15 protein-coding genes are annotated in these 14,566 nt (G+C 63.5%); 4 read left to right on the plus strand and 11 right to left on the minus strand.

All coding sequences use genetic code 11. From position 1 onward, the window contains the following. The 4 genes from LH128_RS07185 to LH128_RS07200 all read left to right on the plus strand — a co-directional run. Window positions 1-265 (plus strand): zincin-like metallopeptidase domain-containing protein (locus LH128_RS07185; protein WP_008828943.1); only part of this gene is annotated, 265 nt, incomplete at its 5' end. A 128-nt stretch (window positions 266-393) separates the two neighbouring features. After that, on the plus strand, window positions 394-1,620 hold the full coding sequence (locus LH128_RS07190; RefSeq protein WP_008828944.1) for a site-specific integrase: 1,227 nt from the start codon (window positions 394-396) through the stop codon (window positions 1,618-1,620). Next, the gene (locus tag LH128_RS07195; RefSeq protein ID WP_008828945.1) at window positions 1,617-2,981 is read left to right on the plus strand and encodes a tyrosine-type recombinase/integrase; all 1,365 of its coding nucleotides are present in this window, start codon (window positions 1,617-1,619) and stop codon (window positions 2,979-2,981) included. The genes LH128_RS07190 and LH128_RS07195 overlap by 4 nt, the downstream gene beginning before the upstream one ends. Beyond that, window positions 2,978-3,982, plus strand: a complete 1,005-nt coding sequence (locus LH128_RS07200) for a tyrosine-type recombinase/integrase (RefSeq protein WP_008828946.1) — start codon at window positions 2,978-2,980, stop codon at window positions 3,980-3,982. The genes LH128_RS07195 and LH128_RS07200 overlap by 4 nt, the downstream gene beginning before the upstream one ends. Window positions 3,983-4,194: 212 nt before the next feature. On the opposite strand, the gene LH128_RS07205 is transcribed toward LH128_RS07200, so the two are convergent. The 11 genes from LH128_RS07205 to LH128_RS07255 form a co-directional block, all read right to left on the minus strand. Continuing rightward, window positions 4,195-6,735, minus strand: coding sequence for a heavy metal translocating P-type ATPase (locus tag LH128_RS07205; protein WP_008828947.1), 2,541 nt, complete (start codon window positions 6,733-6,735; stop codon window positions 4,195-4,197). Continuing rightward, complete coding sequence (locus LH128_RS07210; RefSeq protein WP_008828948.1) at window positions 6,735-7,340, minus strand: cation transporter; 606 nt, start codon at window positions 7,338-7,340, stop codon at window positions 6,735-6,737. Before LH128_RS07210 ends, LH128_RS07205 begins: the two co-directional genes overlap by 1 nt. Continuing rightward, window positions 7,337-8,020, minus strand: coding sequence for a ZIP family metal transporter (locus tag LH128_RS07215; protein WP_008828949.1), 684 nt, complete (start codon window positions 8,018-8,020; stop codon window positions 7,337-7,339). The genes LH128_RS07210 and LH128_RS07215 overlap by 4 nt, the downstream gene beginning before the upstream one ends. A 31-nt stretch (window positions 8,021-8,051) precedes the next feature. Further along, window positions 8,052-8,453, minus strand: a complete 402-nt coding sequence (locus LH128_RS07220) for a hypothetical protein (RefSeq protein ID WP_086013063.1) — start codon at window positions 8,451-8,453, stop codon at window positions 8,052-8,054. Continuing rightward, window positions 8,450-8,935: a hypothetical protein gene (locus tag LH128_RS07225; protein ID WP_327195095.1), complete on the minus strand. Its 486-nt coding sequence runs from the start codon at window positions 8,933-8,935 to the stop codon at window positions 8,450-8,452. The genes LH128_RS07220 and LH128_RS07225 overlap by 4 nt, the downstream gene beginning before the upstream one ends. Further along, window positions 8,932-9,387, minus strand: coding sequence for an MgtC/SapB family protein (locus LH128_RS07230; RefSeq protein WP_037518306.1), 456 nt, complete (start codon window positions 9,385-9,387; stop codon window positions 8,932-8,934). The genes LH128_RS07225 and LH128_RS07230 overlap by 4 nt, the downstream gene beginning before the upstream one ends. Continuing rightward, window positions 9,387-9,569 (minus strand): hypothetical protein, encoded by a 183-nt coding sequence (locus LH128_RS33205; RefSeq protein WP_008828953.1) that lies wholly within the window; start codon window positions 9,567-9,569, stop codon window positions 9,387-9,389. The genes LH128_RS07230 and LH128_RS33205 overlap by 1 nt, the downstream gene beginning before the upstream one ends. Before the next feature lie 374 nt (window positions 9,570-9,943). Beyond that, a complete protein-coding gene (locus LH128_RS07240) occupies window positions 9,944-10,246 on the minus strand; it encodes a TFIIB-type zinc ribbon-containing protein (RefSeq protein ID WP_082370184.1) in 303 nt (100 codons plus the stop codon). Window positions 10,247-10,277: 31 nt separating this feature from the next. Next, window positions 10,278-10,778, minus strand: a complete 501-nt coding sequence (locus LH128_RS07245) for an SRPBCC family protein (protein ID WP_008828955.1) — start codon at window positions 10,776-10,778, stop codon at window positions 10,278-10,280. A gap of 147 nt (window positions 10,779-10,925) precedes the next feature. Continuing rightward, window positions 10,926-11,273, minus strand: a complete 348-nt coding sequence (locus LH128_RS07250) for a DUF190 domain-containing protein (RefSeq protein ID WP_008828956.1) — start codon at window positions 11,271-11,273, stop codon at window positions 10,926-10,928. Continuing rightward, complete coding sequence (locus tag LH128_RS07255) at window positions 11,273-14,527, minus strand: efflux RND transporter permease subunit (RefSeq protein WP_008828957.1); 3,255 nt, start codon at window positions 14,525-14,527, stop codon at window positions 11,273-11,275. Before LH128_RS07255 ends, LH128_RS07250 begins: the two co-directional genes overlap by 1 nt. Between the last annotated feature and the right edge of the window lie 39 nt (window positions 14,528-14,566).

Genomic DNA, 14,566 nt, shown 5'->3' on the forward strand with positions numbered 1-14,566 from the left:
CTTCCATACCAGCGATGACTATTATTCGACCCTTGCGCACGAACTTTGTCACGCCAGCGGCCATGTGGATCGGCTTGCCCGTCCTACCCTCATTTCCACAAAGCGCGAAGACTATGCGCGCGAAGAACTGGTGGCCGAGCTGGGGGCCGTGTTCGTCAGCGGCGCGATCGGCATCAAACTCCACGACCGCGAGGATCATGCGGCCTATCTGGCAAGCTGGCTCGAGTTATGCCGAGCTCGGCATAATTCAAGTAATCACGAGTAGGCGATAATGTGAAGGAACGCGGCTGTGGCGCTCGAAACGCAACGGAAAGCGCCGGTTCAATCTAGGCGTTGCTGCGCATAATATCCTGTGAGCCTCTGACCTCGCTTTGAAGAGCAGAGGAGGCAAGGATGTTGAATGCGGAGCTTATCGCCAATCTCAGGGATGAACTGACCGCTCTGAAATATTCGCCGGTCGGCATCGGTAATTACTGTGCCTATGCAGGCCAATTCCTGGATTATCTAACGTCGCGGCAGACCGCTTTAACGTCGGTGACGCCGGACCTGGTGGCTCAATATCTCGCCGAAGCGCGGACAGCTCGCGAACAGCGGCGCCACAGGAAACTGGGACCTACGTGGCAGTCGATCCCGCGTTCCGGTATCCACGCGTTGCTGCGCCTGACGCTAGGAAAATGGCCGCCAGCGCCGCAGATTGTCGGTCCCGAAGCGGTCTTACGGGAAGCGATCTGTTGCGGCTACGAGATGTGGCTTCGTGAAGAAAAGGGTCTGGCAGAGCCGAGTATCAGTGCGCTGTTGTGGGAAGGTTGGCACTTCCTCGAGTGGCAGCTGGATCGACGCAGTGCCGGAGGCCTAGTTCACCTCAGTGTCGCCGATATCGATCGCTATATGGACGGGCGGGCGCCTGGCTTGCCGCGGCGGTCGATGAAGGACGTGGCTGAGCGCCTGCGATCAATGCTGCGCTATCTGCACCGCATGGGCCACGTTCCCATCGATCTTGCCCCCCACGTCGTTGGGCCCTTGCTCTATGCTTATGAGAGCGTGCCTTCCATCCTGGAGCGCGAGCAAATCGCGGCCGTGCTGGAAACTACCAAGGCAGATCGCTCGCCAATGGGCCTGCGCGACTACGCCATGCTCGAATTGCTGGCGACATACGGCCTGCGATCCGGCGAGATCAGGCGCCTCAAATTGGACGATATCGACTGGCGGGGTGAGATCCTCCGCATACAGCACACGAAAACTGGCGCGTGCTCGGCGCTGCCGCTGATGCCGAGCGTCGGCGAAGCCTTGGTTGATTATCTTCGACATGGGAGGCCGCGCGTCACGCTGCGCGAGATATTTATCCGGGTCCGTGCGCCATATCGCCCGCTGCGCAACATCCATTCGGAAATCCTGCGCCGAATGTGGGCTGCGGGCGTCTATCCGGCGGGCAAATGCGGACCTCACATCTTCCGACACGCGCGAGCTGTCGAGTTGCTGCGTGGGGCGGTCTCCCAAAAAATGATCGGTGATCTGCTGGGGCACCGATCAACCGAAGCAACGATCCCTTACCTCAAGCTGGCAACGGAAGATCTGCGTGCAATCGCACTCGACGTGCCTGGCCAGGAGGTGCTGTCATGATCGCTTGGCCCGACAGCGAACGCCGCGTGATCGCGGACTATGTGCGAGACCTCGGCATGCGGACAGAGCTTGCCTGTACGGTCTATCGCCAAATCCTGAATAGCTTCCAGACGGTGGTGGAACGTCATACCATCATCGATCAGTCGACCCTTGAGGCGTGGCTCAGCGAGCGAACACGATACTGGGCGCCCTCGACGACGGAACATCACGCCAGAGTCGTCGACCGCTTCCTCAGCTACTTGGCGGGAGAGGCGGTCATCGCTGCCAATCCTATCGACATTCTGCGTACCGATTATCAGATCAGGACGCGCTGCTCGATCTGGCGTGCCCTTGCGACTACTGACCCGGATGCCGCGCTGGCGGCGCTTCGTCGGCCCAAGCCATTCGGCAGCTTCCTCGGCGCCATGATGCGCGATCATATCGCGCTGATGCGGAACCGAGGATATCGCTATACCACGCAGACGACCTGGTGCTTGCGGTTCGACCGGCACCTCCAAGCTCATCCCGATCTGGTCTCGCAGCCGATGGAGGTGATGCTCGAGAGCTGGCGCGCAGTGCGATCGACCCACAACCACGCTGCCGAGTGCGAGCGCCTGGAAGGCATACTGGCGAAGGCGTTGCGTCACAAAGACCCGGCTCTCAAAACCCGTCGGCCCAACCCGAAGCCCCTGCAGGAGGTAGCCAGGCACTGGCGTCGTCCGCACATCTATAGTCCTGCCGACGTTCGGCGCATGCTCAATCTGGCCCGATCCTATCCGTCGCCACGCGCGCCGCTCAGGCCGCTCACCATCTATACGATGCTGCTGCTTGCCTACTGCGCTGGTCTGCGGCGCAGCGAGATCGCACGTCTCAATCTGGGTGACGTCGAGCTTGGCGCATGCACGATCACGATCCGGGAGACCAAGTTCTTCAAAACCCGAATCCTGCCGTTGTCCGAAAGCGTCATGGCCGAGCTCGTCGCCTATATCGATGCGCGGCGGCGTGCCGGCGGCTCGCAGGATCCGGAATCTGGGCTCTTCTGGCACGCGCAAGGCAGCCACCGGTATACGCCCACGGCTGTCGCTTGGCTGCTGGTAGACCTTCTTCGCCGAGCTGGCCTCAAGCCCCGGCGGGGAAAGATCGGTCCCCGTCTCCACGATCTGCGCCACTCAATGGTCGTCAACCGAATCCTCGAATGGTACCGGGCCGGCATCAATCCCCAGGATCGGCTGCCGTTCCTCGCGACCTACATGTGCCACCGCGATATCCACTCGACGCTGGTCTACATCACGGTCACGCAGGACCTGCTCCAAGAAGCCAGCGAGCGGTTCCGCGTCCTGGGAGCACCATGCCTGACTCTGACGCAGGAGGGACGGCCATGACCAAAGCCGATCCGTTCCCAGCACTGCCACGATCGTTCTTCTACGAGTGGTTGGTCGATCAGCGAAACGCCTCGGTCCATACGGTGCGCTCCTATCGGGACACCTGGCGGCTGTTCCTCCGGTTCGTCGCAGGGCGTGAGAACTGTCAGGTCGTGCAGCTAAGACTGGCCGATCTTACCGCGGCTCACGTTATCGCGTTCCTGCATCATGCCGAGCATGATCGGCATGGCACGATCGGTACGCGAAACTGCCGGCTCGCAGCAATCCGCAGCTTCTTTACATTCGCGGCGAGCAAGGAGCCAGGGGCAATCGTGCAATGCACCGCGATCCTCAGCACGCCGGTAAAGCGCGGATCGGTGCCGGCCCCTTGTTATCTTGAGCCGGCGGAGGTGGAGGCGATTCTCGCTCAGCCCAATCGATCGACATTGGAAGGTGCCCGGGATCACGCGTTGTTATCGTTCCTCTACAATAGCGGCGCGAGGATCCAGGAAGCGCTTGACCTGTGTCCAGCTGCTATCCGGTTCGAGGCGCCAAGCTGCGTGAAGTTGTTCGGCAAGGGCAGGAAAGAGCGAATATGCCCACTCTGGCCTGAGACGATCATGCTGCTCAAAGGGCTTCTGGGGCGGCAACCCCGAGCCGATCATGAGCGCCTCTTCGTCAACCGCTATGGCGATCCGCTCGGCGCGTCCGGGGTCCGATACAAGCTCGCTGCCTACGTGGAGGCCGCGGCGAAAACAACGCCCTCGCTCCGGTCGAAGACGGTTACCCCGCACAGCTTCCGCCACGCCACCGCGGTCCATCTAGTATCCGCGGGCGTCGACATCACCGTTATCCGCAGCTGGCTCGGTCATGTAAGCCTCGACACCACCAATCACTATGCCCAAGCCGACCTGAAAGCCAAGCGACGGGCACTCGAACAGGTCGGAACGCCGACGTCGTTGGCCAAAGCAGCACCCTGGAAGAAAGACGCCAGTGTGCTCGCCTGGCTCGACGCGCTCTGAAATAATGCGAAGGACGCTCGTCACGAACCGGTGAGAAACCGCGCTGCGGCAGCGTTCCTTCACATTATCGCCTGCTCGTGATTACTGTCTGCCCTTCGCAATGACAAGCGGTGCATCTTCACCGCCGCGCGCCAAGCGCAGGATGCGGCGGACTGGCTATTGAGCAGTATGGCGATCGACCCGTACCAATCGCCGACGAACAAACAGCTCGCCTAAACTTCCTTTTCCGCTGGATCGCGATAGGCGAGCAGTCGCAGCGCATTGAACACGACCAGCAGCGTCGAGCCTTCGTGCATCGCGACCGCCGGGCCGATGCCCAGCCCCAAGATCGTCGCAGGCACGAGGAACGCGACGACGCCGAGGCTGACGAACACATTCTGCCGGATGATGCCGCGGGTGTGGCGGCTTAGGCCAACCGCGAACGGCAGGTGTGCGAGATCGTCGGCCATCAGCGCGACGTCCGCCGTCTCCAGCGCCACGTCTGAGCCGGCGGCGCCCATCGCGATGCCGACCGTAGCGCTCGCCATCGCCGGCGCATCGTTGACGCCATCCCCGACCATCGCAACCTTGTCTTCGCCGGCGAGCTTCTTGATCGAGGCAACCTTATCCTCCGGCATCAGGTCTCCCCAAGCCTCGTCGAGGCCAACGTCCTTGGCGATGGCGTTGGCCACCTTCTGATGGTCGCCCGAGATCATGATCATCCGGGTGATGCCCATCTCGCGGAGCCGCTTGAGCGCAACCTTGGCCGCTTCGCGTGGCGTATCCATCAGCCCGATGGCGCCGATGTCCTTGTCGCCCTTGCGCACTACCATCGTCGTGCGCCCGCCCTCGCGCAGTGTTGCGATGGCGTCGGTCGCGGCCGCGTTCAGTGTAGGGATACCCTCCTTGCCGAACATCTCGGCCTTGCCGATCCACACCGTCTCGCCATCGACGGTCGCGGTAACGCCGCGTCCAGTCAGGCTCTTGAGATCGGTCGCGGTCGGCAGCTCGCGGTCACCCAAGCGCTCGCGTCCATCCTTGACGATCGCCTGCGCCAGCGGGTGATCGCTCAATCCCTCGACCGCGATAGCGAGCGCCAACAAATCCTCTTCGCTCGCGCCATCGACGGGCACGACATCGGTGATGCGGGGCCGCCCTTCGGTCAACGTCCCCGTCTTGTCGAACGCAATCGCCTTGAGCGAGCCGAGGTTTTCCAGTGGGGCACCACCCTTAACCAGCACGCCGGCGCGTGCCGCGCGCGCGACGCCGGACAGCACCGCGCTGGGGGTAGCGATCGCCAGCGCGCAGGGGCTGGCCGCAACCAGCACCGCCATCGCGCGATAGAAGCTGTCGCGAAACGGCTCGTCGACGACGACCCACGCGAACAGCAGGATGAACGACAGGGCCAGCACCGCCGGCACGAAGACACGCTCAAACCGATCGGTGAAGCGCTGCGTCGGCGACTTCTGCGTCTCCGCTTCGCTCACCATCTTCACGACCTTGGCGAGCGCGCTTTCGTTGGAACGTCGCGTCACCTCGATCTCGATCGCCGCGCCGCCATTGATCGTGCCGGCGAACACCCGCGACGTCGCCTCGACCGCATCGGGCTTCGCGCGCGCCGCCTCGACATCGGCGACCGGCTCCTTGTCGACCGGAATGCTCTCGCCGGTGACGGGGGCCTGGTTGATCGCGCTCGACCCCTTGATGACGAAGCCGTCGGCGGGCAGGCGTTCATTCGGGCGCACGACCACGATGTCGCCGACCACCAGCTCCTCGACGGGAATCTCCCTCGTCTGCCCGTCACGGCGCACCGTCGCCTTGTCGGGCGCGAGTTCGGCCAGCGCCTCGATCGCGCGCTTCGCGCGACCCATCGCATAATGCTCAAGCGCATGGCCGAGGCTGAACAGGAACAGCAGCAGCGCGCCTTCTGCCCAGGCACCGAGCGCCGCGGCGCCGGCGGCCGCGACGAGCATCAGCGTATCGATCTCGAATTTCTTGAGCTTTAGATTGTCGATCGCCTCGCGCAGCGTGAAGAAGCCGCCGAACATATAGGCGCCGACATAGAAGGCGGTCGGCAGCCAGTCGGCGGCGCCCGCAACCAGCTTCTCGATCGCGAAGCCGATCGCTAGCAGCGCGCCGCAGGCGAGCGCGAAGATCAGCTCGGTATTTGGGCCGAGGAAATTGGCGTGGGCGTGATCGTGGCCATCGCCCGGTCCGTGCTTTTCTGCGCCTTCGGCATGACCGCCAGGCCCGTGATCGTGCCCGGCATGGTCGCCCGCGCCGTGATCGTCTCCAGCATGATCGCCGGCATGATCGGAGCCAGTCCGCTTGCCCGGCTTGACCTTGAGCTTGCCCAGCGCCGCGACGATCGTCGCCTCGTCGACGCGCTCCTTGTCATATTCGACCCGCACGCTGCCCGAGGCGCTGGCGTCCGCCTGCAGCACGCCGGGCACCTGGCACAGAGTCTCGCCGACGGTGCGGGCGCGGCGCTCGTGCCCGATCCCCTCGACTTGCCATGTCGCATGGCCGTATCGCCCGCTGATATCGGCGCCCGCCGCCCGCACCATCTCGCGCACACGCGGCAGCGGAAGCGCCGTCCCGTCGAAATGAATGCAGAGCTTCGCCGGCGTCTCGCCATCGGCAGGCAGGACATGCGCGCGCTCGACGCCGGGCTTGGCGCTCAGCGTCGAGACGAGACGCCCGACACAAGCATCGGCCGCATCGGGAACCTCCGGCAGCAGGACGGGGATATCGAGTTCGAGCTTTTCGGTCATCACGCCGTCTCCGCGTTGGTCTTGGTTTCTGCCTGCGCATCACGCAGGATTTCGATGCCGCCCTTGATCGCGATAAGAGCAGTAGCCAGGCCCACCAGCAGATCGGGCCAATTCGTCCCAAGCCAAAGCACCAGCGCGCCCGCGATCAGGATGCCGCCGTTGGAGATGAAGTCGTTGAAACTGAACGTGGTTGCGGCACGCAGGTTCACATCGGGCTGCTTGAGCTTCTGGAGCAGGCGCAGGCAAACATAGTTCACGACGCCGGCGATGGCCGACATCACCATCATCGTCGGGCCGATCGGATCGCTGCCCTGGACATAGCGGCGGCCGACGTCGATCAGGATGCCGACGGCGAAGATCAGCAGCATGACGCCCGACACGGTTGCGGCCCGCGTCTTCCACGTCGGCCCGTGGCTGAGCGCAATAAGGCTCAGCGCATAGACCGCGGTGTCCGACAGGTTGTCGACGCCGTTGGCGATGAGTGCGCTGGAATCGCCGATCAGGCCCGTCATGAAGAAGCCCGCGGCGATCGCCGCGTTGAGCAGCAGCACGATCCAGAGTGTGCGCCGCTCAGCTGAGACCTTTGCGTCTGGTGAAGCCGTCATGCCATGATTTCCTCGATCAGCAGGAGGATGAGGAAGCCGACGAAGAACATCGCGCTGATAAGCGGCGAGTCCGGCTTCTCGTGCGCCTCGACCAGCAGCTCTTCGGTAACGAGATAAAGCAGCGCCATCAGGCCGAAGCTCAGGAAGCCGGTGATCCATATCGGCGACAGCAGCGCTACCGGCTGCGCGACCAGAGCGCCGATCGGCACCAGCACTGCCAGCGCGCAGGTCAGTCCGATCGCCTTCGCCTTGCGATACCGGCCCGCCAGATCGTTGGTGAGGGTCAGGGCCAGGAACAGCACTTCGAGGGTCAGCGCGACGGCCAGCAGCGTGCCCGCCTTCTCGCCGGCAATGAAAGCGAGGCCGAGAACCAAGCCGTCTATCGCCAGATCGAGTCCGATTGCGGCGAGAAGTGCCACCGGCCCTTCCCATCGGCTTTCCGCCGCCTTGAGCCCGAGCATTACGGCGACGCCCAGCGCCCCACCGATCAGCGTCGCGGTCGGAGAACCGCCGTGCATCACCAGCGGCAGGATCTCCGTCGCAGCAGCGGCGAACACCACGCCGGCCGCGAGATGCTGCATCGCCGCCACCAGCTTCTCGCCGGGGGTGCGCCATCCGGCGATCAGCGCGCCGATCATGATCGCGATCATCGGGATCAGGGAAAATTTGAGCGCCGCCATCGTTAGCGCCCCTCTGTGCCGGGTGGATTGGTCACAAGCTCGTATCCTTCCTGCACAAGACGGGGGGCTTGTCCCCTTCCTCGATCTTGAGTTCGTTGCCCGAGAACATCGCGCTCATCGTGTCGCCGACATATTGAAGCCCGGCCGCAGGCGCGGTCAGGACAACCGGCGCAGCGTTCCCGTCGCGGCGCAGCTCGAGCGTCAGGCCCTCATTCTTGAAGTCGACGAGGAGCGGGCGATCGTCGTCGCACCGATAGGGGTGGCGACCAGGGATGCCGCTGGCATCCCCGCTGTCCCCGGCGTGGATTTCCTGTTCGGTGGGTTTCGCCTTGCGAGGCTGTTCCGAACAGCCCGACGACGCCAGCACGAGGGCTATGCCGGCGAACCCAAACCAAACCGGCGTCACAGCCGCTTCCGGGAAGAGCCTATTCATCCAAGCCATTGGGCAGCTCCGACGACACTGACGATCATGACCATGACGCCGATCAGGATCAGTTTTTCAGGGCGCGGATCGGCGACGTTGCGGATGCGCGCCGCGACCTGCCAGGCAGGCCGCAGCGGGACGCGCCGGGACCCCGCCGCGATCCGGTCCAACTCGGCATCCGAAAGCTGGAAAAACGCTTTCACGTCGGCCCGAGAGCGTCCCGCAAGACCCGTCACGCGAAACACCGGATCGACCCAGGCCAGATCGACGGCACTTGGGCTCGCCGCCATCGGGGCGATGTCGTCGCCCGCTGCCCATGACGGACGCAGCAGCGCGATAAGCCGGTGCGGATCGCGTTCGAGCAGAGACGCCCACCGCTCCAAACGCGAACGACGGTCGTCGCTTGGGCGCGGCGACACCGGCCCGAATTGCCCGCCACTCTTGGGCACCCGCCGCGTCGCGCGCGTTTCGGAGGGACGATTGTGCCTCATTGTCGATCAGCCGGCTCGGCGCGATCCTGGGAGGCGCGCTTCAGTGGATGAGAGAAGTGCAGCGTCAGGAAGGTGGTCAGGCTGAGGATCACAGCGATGTCGTAAAGACCATAGCCGACCGCGGCGCCCAGTGCCCCCGTCGCCCAGAGGCTCGCAGCGGTCGCGGTTCCGGACGCTTTTCCGGCGTGCTTCAATATGGCGCCGCCGCCAATGAAGCCGACGCCGGTAATCAATCCTTCAAGCAGGCGAGCTTGGGCAGGAGACGTGCGTCCGAGAATGGCGATACCTACGAGTACGAACCCGCAACTGGCGATGGCGACCAGCGGAAAGGTCCGGATGCCGGCGCTGCGTTCATCCTTCTCCCGGTTCCAGCCAACCGGAAGCGCCAACGCATAGGCCAGCGCGAGACTGACGATATGGGAAAGCGACTCCTCCCATGACGAGATCGTCATCATGCGGCCGAACCTTCAGCCTGGCCGCTCGCTACCCCTTCCGGTGCATCCTGATAGGCCAGCACCCTGTTGCAGGCCAAGGCAGGCGCGCCGGGGCGCTTGAGCGTGATCCGGTCGCCGCCTGAGATCGACACATTGAGGTTCCGGCCGACATAGGTCCGCCCGCTTGCCGGCGATGTCACCCGTTCCGGAGCGGCGTTCGGTCGAGTCTTTATGTCTAGGGTCAGGCCATCGCCGAGGAAGTCGACATCGAGGCGCGACCCATCAGGACAGGCGTAGAAATGCTCGCCGATGAAGTTGGGCAGCTCGCGATCACGCGACGCTTCGGCCTCGCTCTTGTTGGTGGCTGGCGAGCAGCCGACCAGGCCCGGCGCCAGAGCAAGCCCGGTCGCGAGGATGATCCCCCGAACTGGGCCGCTCCGAAGGCGCCGAGCCGCTATTTCCCCGTCTTTCCACGATCTATCGCCATGGGCGCTACAGGGGGCACGCCCATGGCGCGGGCCGTTCTCACACGGACACTCGAAGGACTCGTTGTGTGGCGGCCGATCCATAGCAGTCAGTCGAACAATTCGCTCAGAAAGCCCTTGCGGCGGCCCTTATGGCCCCGCTCGTAGCCGTGCTTTCCGCCATGATCGCCATGGCCGCGATCGTCGGATATTCCGAGACGAGCGCCGCTCAACGGCCGTACTCCTTCATCCCCGGCGCTGCGCTCGATGATCTTGTCGAGTTCGCCGCGATCGAGCCAGACGCCGCGACATTGCGGGCAATAGTCGATTTCAATGCCCTGCCGTTCGCTCATGACGAGATCGACGCGGCACGTCGGGCACAGCAGCCCTTGGGAGGGACGACTATCTACCATGATGGATACCTTTCTTCGGGATGTTGGCCGGTCAGTCGTTCGCAGCGCCGCGAGGAGGCGGTGGCTTGATAGGGCGCCGACTGTGGCGATTGGACCGCCCTGGCAGTCGCGATTGCCGCCGCAGAAGATTGAGAAACGCCGCGTCCTGTTGCCGCATGGTCCGGCGCAGACCTTTGCGCATCATGCGGCCGAACAGGCCGCCGATGACGCCGCGACACTCGACCGAATGGCGCACGCAGACGCCGTTCGCGATTGGCTCGATCTCGTAACGTTCGTCGAAGGTCAGAAACCCCCGCACGCCCATCTGCCATCCAATCAGTTCGGGCTTTATTAGCCTGTTGATGATCATCTGCGTCGTCATCTTGCGATCGCCTTTGAAGAGCAGCCAGGTAATGTCCATTTCGGCACCCCGCTCCGCCTCGCCCGCGATGCGATAGATCGGGTGCCAGCGCGCATAGCCTTTCAAATCGGACAGCAACGACCAGACCCGCAGCGCTGACATATTGAAATCGAATGTGGTTTCTTCCTTCATGGTAGCCTGTCCTGTCCGACCAAGGCGCGGCCAAGCCGGAGGCCGCGCAAAAGCGGCCTCCTTCCCGACCAAACGGGCGATTGAGGGGAGATGGCGAGCCTTCAGGGGATCGCACGCCGCCGACCCCCGCGCTTGCCGGACCGAAGTTCATCGGCTCGGGCTTTCCAGGGCCTGGCTTGCCTTGCCGCCGATGACCTCGACGGCTTCGAGCGTCATTAGACCAATGTCGGGCACGTCACTCAGACCGGCGACGAACGCGCGCAAAGCGTCCTCGAAATCGACGATTTCGATCACCACTGCCCGATCACTCTCAAGCACATGGCGTCGGTGGACGTGCGCCGATGTCCCGAAGCCTATGAGCGCCTCAAGCACCGTCAGGCCCGCCATCTTTTGATCGCGCGCCAGCGAGGCCACATATTCGAAGACCTTGCGATCGCCGATATAGGCCGCTTCATCCGTATAGATGCGCAGCAGTTTCCGGACCGGTTCTCCCATCATGCTTCTCCTTTCAGCGGGGCGGGTTCCTCGCCATGCGGCGTGTTCGCCTCTTGCTCATTTTGACGATCGGTCCGCCCGAGGATCACTTTCGCGATCGCCGGCAGCACCAGCAGTGTCAGGATGGTGGCGGCGACGAGACCGCCGATCACGGTGACGGCGAGCGGCTTCTGCACCTCCGCGCCGGTGCCGTGGGCGAGCGCCATCGGCACGAAGCCGATCGCTGGAACGAACCCGGTCATGATGACCGCCCGCATCTTCTCAGCCATACCGTGGCGGATTGCCTCCGCTACCGGCAGCCCAGCTTCGATGCGTTCCCGGATCGCGGACATAACTACAAGACCGTTCAGCACCGCCACGCCGGCAAGGCAGATGAACCCGACCGCCGCCGACACCGAAAAGTTGATGCCGGTCAGCAGCAACGTGAACACACCGCCCGCCAGCCCCAGCGGCACCGCCAAAAACACTGACGCTGCTCTGCCGAACCCGCCGAGCGCCATGTATAGCAACCCGAATATGACCAGGAAGCACAGCGGCACGACGATCGACAGGCGCTTCGATGCCGCGGCCAAGTTCTCGAACTGACCGCCCCATTCGAGGTAGTACCCGGCAGGCAACTTGACCTGTGCGATCTTCGCTTGCGCTTCCTGGACGAATGAACCCGCATCGCGGCCACCGAGATTGACCTGGACGACCACACGACGCTTGCCGTTTTCCCGGCTGATCTGATTCAGGCCTTCCGTCAGCCGGATTTGCGCCACTTGCGCAAGCGGCACCTGGGCACGCGGCCGTCCCTCGACTTCTGGCAGCAGCACCGGCAGCGTCCGGATGTCGTCAAGGTTTGCGCGCGTCGCTTCAGGTACGCGCACGGTGACATCGAACCGCCGATCGCCCTCGTACACGAGCCCCGACTCACGGCCGCCGAGCCCTGCCGCAACCGTGTCCGCAACGTCGCGCACTGTAAGACCTAGCCGCGCTATGGCGGCGCGGTCGAGCCTTACATCCAGCGCTGGCGCACCACCAACCTGCTCGGCCTTGACGCTGGCCGCACCGGGTATGGTCTGAAGCACCCGCACCATTTCGTTGGCGGTCAGCGCCATCTTGTCGAGATCGTCACCGTAGAGCTTGATCGCGACATCGCCGCGGACACCGGCGATCAATTCGTTGAAGCGAAGCTGGATAGGCTGGCTGACCTCGTAAAGATTCCCGAGCAGCCCTCCGGTCGCTTTCTCAATCTTCGCGACCACGTCAGCTTTGCTTGTGCCGGCGGCCCACTCTTCCTTTTCCTTCAGAATCACAAAGCCGTCGGATACGTTCGGCGGCATTGGGTCGCTGGCCACTTCCGCTGTGCCGGTCTTGGAAAACATCAAGGCGACTTCCGGAACCTTTATCACCGCCTCCTCGACCTTGCGTTCCATCGCCAGCGACTGATCGAGGCTGACCGAGGGCACGCGCGTTGATGCGAAGGCGAGATTTTTCTCGTCGAGCTGGGGAATAAACTCGGAGCCCAGCAGGCCAAATGCGGGAATTGCCGCCAGGAAAAAGGCAAGCCCGCCGAGGATGAACGGCCACGGGCGCGCGATCGCTTTGTCCAGCAACGGCAGGTAGCGGTCCTTGGACTTCCGGATCAGCCAAACGTCCTTTTCCGCGACTTTGCCACGTATCATGATCGCCACCAGCGCCGGCACCAGCGTAATCGCCAGGACGAATGCCGCCACCAGAGCGAGCATGATCGTAATCGCCATCGGCGAGAACGTCTTGCCTTCGGTGCCGGTGAAGGTGAGCAGTGGCGCGAAGGCGAGCAGGATGATCGCCTGACCGAAGACGGTCGGCTTAATCATCTCCTGCGCGGCCCGCATCGTCTCCTCGAGCCGTTCGCGCAGGGAGAGCAGTCGGCCTTCATGTTCCTGTCGATGCGCCAATCTGGCGAGGCAGTTTTCGATGATGATGACCGCGCCGTCGACAATCAGACCGAAGTCGAGCGCGCCGAGGCTCATCAGGTTGCCAGGGACTTTGAAGGCGTTCATCCCCATCGCCATCATCAGAAACGAGAACGGAATCACTAGCGTCGCGATCACCGCCGCGCGCCAGTTGCCGAGCAGCAGAAACAACGATGCTGCAACGAGGATTGCGCCTTCCGTCAGGTTGCGCTGAACCGTCGCCACCGTGGCCCCGACCAACGCGGCGCGGTTCAGCACCACCTTCACCTCGATACCCGGTGGCAGCGTCTTTGCTACCTGGTCGAGCTTGGCAGTCGCCGATTCAGCCACGACGCGGCTGTTCTGGCCGATCAACATCAGCACAGTGCCGATGACCGCCTCCCGGCCGTTCATGCTTCCGGCACCCGTCCGCAAATCGCCACCAACGCGAACGTTCGCGATCTGGCCGATGGTAATTGGCGTTCCGCCTCGCGTCGCCGCGACAGCATTGCGGATTTCATCAACAGTCCGCACGCGTGAGTCGACGCGCACGAGATAGGCTTCGCCCCCGCGATTATAGTAATTCGCGCCGACCGCGAGATTGGCGTTTTCGAGAGCCTGGCCAAGCTCGCTGTACGAGACACCGAAACTGGCGAGCTTCGTCGGATCCGGCTCGACCACGAAGGTCTTGGCATAACCGCCAATCGAATCGACCCCGGCAATGCCTTTAACCGATCGAAGTTGAGGGCCGATAATCCAATCCTGAACGGTGCGCAGGTAGCTTGCTTTGGCCACTGCATCAGTTAGCCGCTCGCCCTCGGGTGTCAGATAGCTGCCATCAGGCTGCCAGCCGGGTTGGCCGGCGACTTTTTTTGCGCCCTTGCCGTCCGGGTTGGCATAGCCAACCGTGTACATGACAATCTCGCCAAGTCCGGTCGACACCGGTCCGACCTGCGGCTGCACGCCGTCCGGCAGGTTTTCTGTCGCCTGGCGCAGCCGTTCACCGACCTGCTGACGCGCGAAATAGAGGTCGGTATCGTCGGTGAAGATCGCACTCACCTGGCTGAAGCCGTTTCGCGAGATCGAGCGCGTCGTCTCGAGTCCGGGAATGCCGGCGAGCGCGATTTCAACCGGGTAGGTTACGAGTTTCTCGATCTCGACCGGCGAGAGCCGCGGGTCGACCGTGTTGATCTGAACCTGCTTCGTGGTGATGTCGGGCACCGCGTCAATCGGCAGCTTGGAGAGCTGCCACACGCCGAGCCCGGCGATGACGAGGAACAAGGCAAGGACCGTCCAGCGGGCGCGGACGGAGAGCGCCATAAGGTTGGCTATCATGGTCTATTCTTCCTCGCCCGCGCCCTTGCCGAGTTCGGC

Origin of the sequence: Sphingomonas sp. LH128 (assembly GCF_000293195.2) — a bacterium.
In the GTDB taxonomy this organism is placed as follows: domain Bacteria; phylum Pseudomonadota; class Alphaproteobacteria; order Sphingomonadales; family Sphingomonadaceae; genus Novosphingobium; species Novosphingobium resinovorum_A.